This is a genomic window from Synechococcus sp. R8-2, from assembly GCF_047461715.1.
Taxonomy (GTDB): domain Bacteria; phylum Cyanobacteriota; class Cyanobacteriia; order Thermostichales; family Thermostichaceae; genus Thermostichus.
The window spans coordinates 1-4,841 of record NZ_JANSHQ010000120.1 but is presented as its reverse complement, the minus strand read 5'-3'; the positions used below and the strand labels follow the sequence as shown (position 1 = coordinate 4,841).

The window sequence follows — 4,841 nt, the reverse complement described above, 5'->3', positions numbered from 1 at the left end:
CCGTCCCGCTAACGCGAACGGCGTTAAACTGCCGCCGATCCCAGATCAGATCCCGACACACCTGCTGCTGCTCTGCGGGGATCTTGTTCAGGGGCAGGATCTTGGCGGCGCTGACGATGGCGGCATCCAGGCCGGCCTCGCGGCACTCGTGCAAAAACACCGAGTTCAACACCACGCGGGCTGCCGGCGAGAGCCCAAAGGAGATGTTGGAAATGCCCAAGAGAATGTGGGTCTCCGGGAAAGCCTGGCGGATACGGCGGATGGCCTCCAAGGTGGCTGCCCCGTTGGCCCGGTCTTCCTCGATGCCGGTGGAAATGGGCAAGGCCAAAGGGTCAAAGAAAATCTCGTAGGGCGGGATCCCGTACTCAACCGCCTGGCGATAGGCGCGCTCGGCAATCTGGAACTTCTTGTCGGCAGTGCGGGCCATGCCCTCTTCGTCGATGGTGCCGATGACCACCCCGGCGCCGTAGGTTTTGGCCAGCTCCAGCACCTTGAAGAAGCGCTCTTCCCCGTCTTCGTAGTTGGTGGAGTTGAGCAGGCACTTGCCCCCCGCCACCTTGAGGCCCGCTTCCATCTTTTGCCAATCGGTAGAATCCAGCATCAGGGGAATTGGGATTTGGGTAACCAGCCGCGAGACCAGCTCCCGCATATCCCGCACGCCATCCCGGCCCACGTAGTCCACATTCACGTCCAGGATGTGGGCTCCCTCCCGCACCTGCTCCCGCGCTAGGGCCACCAGGCCGTCCCAGTCTTCGGCGTTGAGCAGCTCCCGCATCTTTTTGGAGCCGCTGGCGTTGAGGCGCTCGCCGATGATTAAAAACGAGTTGTCCTGCAGGTAGGGCTGGGGCGTGTAGATCGAGGCAGCAGCGGGAATGCGCTCGACGGAGCGGCGTTTAGGCCGCAGCCCCTGCACAGCTTCCACCAAGGCGGCAATGTGCTCGGGACGGGTGCCGCAACACCCTCCCACCACCGCTACCCCCAGATCCCGCACAAAATGCTCCAGGTGGAAGCGCAACTGCTCCGGGGTGAGCTTGTAGTGGGCTTTGCCGCCGATGTTTTCCGGCAGGCCGGCGTTGGGAATGCAGGAGATGGGAAAGGGGGAATGCCGAGAGAGGTAGCGGATGTGCTCCACCATTTTGTCGGGGCCGGTGGCACAGTTGAGGCCCAGCACATCGATGGGATAGGGCTCCAGGATGGCCAGGGCCGCCCCGATCTCCGTGCCCACCAGCATTGTCCCCTGCACCTCAAAGGTGAGGGACACCACCACCGGCAGGCGGATCCCGCGTCGGGCAAACTCCTGCTGCACGGCCACCAGGGCCGCCTTGGTCTGCAAAATGTCCTGGCAGGTCTCGATGATGAGCAGATCCACCCCGCCGTCAACTAGCCCCTGCACCTGCTCCTCGTAGGCAGCCCGCATCTCATCAAAGCTGATGTGCCCCAGGGTGGGCAGCTTGGTGGTGGGGCCAATGGAGCCGGCCACAAAACGGGGCTTTTCCGGCGTCGCAAACTCGGCTGCTACCCGCTTGGCCAGTCGCGCCGCCGCCACGTTCAGCTCGTAGGCTTTTTCCGGGATCCCGTACTCGGCCAAAACGATGGAGGTGGCCCCAAAGGTATTGGTCTCAACAACGTCGGCCCCCACTTCCAGAAAGCCGCGGTGTACCCGCTTCACCGCCTCGGGCTTGGTCAGCACCAGCATCTCGTTGCAACCCTCCAGCTCCGGCCCACCAAAATCCGCTGCGGTCAGGTTCTGGGCCTGGAGGGAGGATCCCATCGCCCCATCAAAGACAATCACACGTTCCTGGAGATGCTGCAGGAAGGGATGGGTCATAGAAGTCAAAGTCAGGCAGGGTGTCATCGACCTAGAGTCTGATTTAAGTTAGCATCGAGCCATTTGCTCGGACTAGGCCGAGGGGCCAGGGATCCCATCTTGGCCATTGTTGAGGTGAATTTAACATTTTCTTTGCCTGCCCCGTTGCTGTTTCCCCCAGGTCGGGCTAATTTAGGGAAGACGTTTTGGTGTGAACGGCTACAGTTGCTCGCAAGTGTTCCTCCCAGGGTCACTTGCCGCCTGCTGTAGAGCGATCTTCTCCTCGCAGGTTGGAGTGGTTGAGGTGCTGAATGTTCCGTCCCCTTGGTAAAGTGCCTCGCACTCCGTCGCAGGATCGACGAAGAGAAAGATCCACCTTTCGCCACCTCGAGAGGCCCCGTCCATCAAGACGAGTCTTGCGCCAGTTCAGTTGAGCTCCATGAGCGATATCTGCTTCCAGATTGACCCGAGCAATCGGTTATTCAGAAGCGGGCAGGCTGGCCTAGGGCAAGTCAGGCTTTGGCTTGCGGATATCGGCTCCCTCACTCTGGCGTTGTGGGATGCAGCAGAGCTGCAACTTGCTCCTCTCCCTTTGGCGTCTAAGCTCCCTTAGTCACCTTTAGTTGTCTGTGATTAGGATCACGAGGAACTCAGCATGGCTCAAGCAAAGGAATTGGTGAAATCGGGTAAAACAGCTCTTCTCGAACCGGATCTGGAAAATCCACCTTCTGGCGCCCTGGAGTTGGACACGGAGACAGATACCCTCGAGAGCGAACTGGATACCGGTGACACTGATGCTTTTGATGAGGATGACGACGACGAAGAGGCAGCAGAGGAGGATGGAGAGACTGCCGCCGCCGGTGCCAAAGGTCGCTCAAAGCGCAAGGCGGCCAGTAAGAAAAAGCCCTACACCGATGACTCTATCCGGGTCTATTTGCAAGAAATTGGGCGTATCCGGCTGCTGCGGGCCGATGAAGAAATCGAGCTGGCCCGAAAAATTGCCGATCTGCTGGAGCTAGAGCGCGCTCGCGAGGCCGTTTTTCGGCGTATGGGCCTCTGGTCAGACCCAGAAGAGGTGCCGGACACCCTCTGGGCAGAGGAGGTCAAGATGTCCTTGCCGGAATTTCGGCGGCGGTTGCATCGGGGGCGGCGGGCCAAAGAAAAGATGGTGCAGTCTAATCTGCGTTTGGTGGTGTCCATCGCCAAAAAGTACATGAACCGGGGCCTGTCTTTTCAGGATTTGATTCAGGAGGGATCCCTGGGCCTGATTCGGGCAGCCGAGAAATTCGACCACGAGAAGGGCTACAAGTTCTCCACCTACGCCACCTGGTGGATTCGACAGGCCATCACCCGTGCCATTGCCGACCAATCCCGCACCATTCGCCTGCCCGTCCACCTCTACGAGACGATCTCCCGCATCAAAAAGGTGACCAAGTTGCTTTCCCAGGAATTGGGCCGCAAGCCCACCGAAGAGGAGATCGCCACCCGCATGGAGATCACCATCGAGAAGTTGCGCTTTATCGCCAAGTCGGCCCAGCTTCCCATCTCTTTGGAAACCCCCATCGGCAAGGAAGAGGATTCTCGGCTGGGAGACTTTATCGAGTCGGATGGGGAGACGCCGGAGGATCGGGTGGCCAAAGTCTTGCTCAGAGAAGATCTGGAAAGCGTTTTGGAAACCCTCACCGCCCGCGAACGGGATGTGTTGAAGTTGCGCTACGGCTTGGATGATGGCCGCATGAAAACTCTGGAGGAAATCGGCCAGATCTTTAATGTCACCCGTGAGCGAATCCGGCAGATCGAGGCTAAGGCTCTGCGCAAGCTGCGCCACCCCAACCGCAACAGCGTGTTGAAGGAATACATCCGGTGACTCTGGGGCCCATTCCTTCTAGCTCTCAGGGAGAGCCGGGGCAAGGGATCCAAGAGAGTTCCCGGCCCCCTAAGGCAGACTGAGTTGGAACTGCCAACCCGCGCGATGGAGGATCTTCAGCATGAACTCGAACCAGACTCCGCGGATCCCAGTCTTTCTGAAAAAGCAGCCCTCTTTCTGGTGTTGGCCGCGGTGGGCGCCATCGGAGCTTTGGTGGCCAAGCTCACCATTGCCAAGCTCACCATTGTGGTGGGGCGCACCGTTCGCAAGGATTCCTATTTTCTCTCCCAGAGGGCTGGATTGGCGGATCCCTTTACACAGACTCAAGGACTGAGCGATTGCGGCGCTTCTGGGCAGCCTTGACTTTCTACACGGCCCTGCCTCTGGGGTGGGTCGGAGACTTGCCGTTTGAGGGCATTGCCGCCTGGCTGCCAGGGGTAGGTGTGTTGCTGGGCGGGATCCTCTCCTTGGCTGGGATCCTGCTGCAGATTTTCCCCAATCCGGTGCGGGCCGCTTTGCTCTTGGCCCTGTGGGTTCTCTTGACCGGTGGGCTGCACCTGGACGGGGTGGCCGATACTGCCGATGGCTTGGCGATCAATGTCCACAAGAATCCTTACAAAGGGGATCCGGAACGGTCAACTGAGGATGGGCAAAAATCTGACTTGCAGGGATCCCGTCGCCGTCTGCAGGTGATGAGCGATAGCCACACCGGGGCCTATGGGGTACTGGCCTTGGTGCTGCTGCTGCTGCTGAAATTTGCTGCCCTGAGCAGCGTTCGAGCTTGGCCCCTCTTGCTGCTGGTGCCCGCCTGGGGGCGTTGGGGCCAGTTGCTCGCCATTGCCCTGTACCCCTATCTGCGAGAGCAGGGATCCGCCCGCTTCCTCAAAGACTCCACTTCCCTGCCGGGATCCCTGTGGCCGGGCACTCTGCTTGTGCTGGCCATCACCGGGGGGTTGGGCTGGGCTGGGATCTTGGCTTGGCCCCCTTTGCTGCTCTGGACGCTGGGATCCGCCCTAGGGGCTTGGGCCGTGGGCTACTGGATCTACCGCCAGTTGGGAGGACACACGGGCGATACCTACGGAGCTACGGTGGAATGGTCAGAAGCGATAGCATTGCTGTGGGGATCCCTTATTGGGCCATCATGAATCTGATACATTTACGCTGAAC

At 59.9% G+C, this 4,841-nt stretch carries 4 protein-coding genes; 3 read left to right on the top strand and 1 reads right to left on the bottom strand.

Going from position 1 to position 4,841, the window contains the following annotated elements; translation table 11 throughout:
• Positions 1–1,828 (bottom strand): homocysteine S-methyltransferase family protein (locus NW819_RS03355; protein ID WP_414412882.1); only part of this gene is annotated, 1,828 nt, incomplete at its 3' end.
• Positions 1,829–2,462: 634 nt separating this feature from the next.
• Between NW819_RS03355 and rpoD the strand changes: the two genes are divergently transcribed.
• From rpoD to NW819_RS03340, 3 genes are all read left to right on the top strand, one after another.
• Positions 2,463–3,674, top strand: coding sequence for an RNA polymerase sigma factor RpoD (rpoD, locus tag NW819_RS03350; protein WP_414412881.1), 1,212 nt, complete (start codon positions 2,463–2,465; stop codon positions 3,672–3,674).
• Positions 3,675–3,779: 105 nt separating this feature from the next.
• On the top strand, positions 3,780–4,037 hold the full coding sequence (locus NW819_RS03345; RefSeq protein WP_414412880.1) for a hypothetical protein: 258 nt from the start codon (positions 3,780–3,782) through the stop codon (positions 4,035–4,037).
• Positions 4,013–4,819 (top strand): adenosylcobinamide-GDP ribazoletransferase, encoded by an 807-nt coding sequence (locus NW819_RS03340; protein WP_011433784.1) that lies wholly within the window; start codon positions 4,013–4,015, stop codon positions 4,817–4,819. The genes NW819_RS03345 and NW819_RS03340 overlap by 25 nt, the downstream gene beginning before the upstream one ends.
• Positions 4,820–4,841: the final 22 nt, after the last annotated feature.

Coding starts and splice junctions, on each gene's coding strand:
- rpoD (WP_414412881.1), top strand. CDS start 2,463: ATGGCTCAAGCAAAGGAATTGGTGAAATCGGGTAAAACAGCTCTTCTC.
- NW819_RS03345 (WP_414412880.1), top strand. CDS start 3,780: ATGGAGGATCTTCAGCATGAACTCGAACCAGACTCCGCGGATCCCAGT.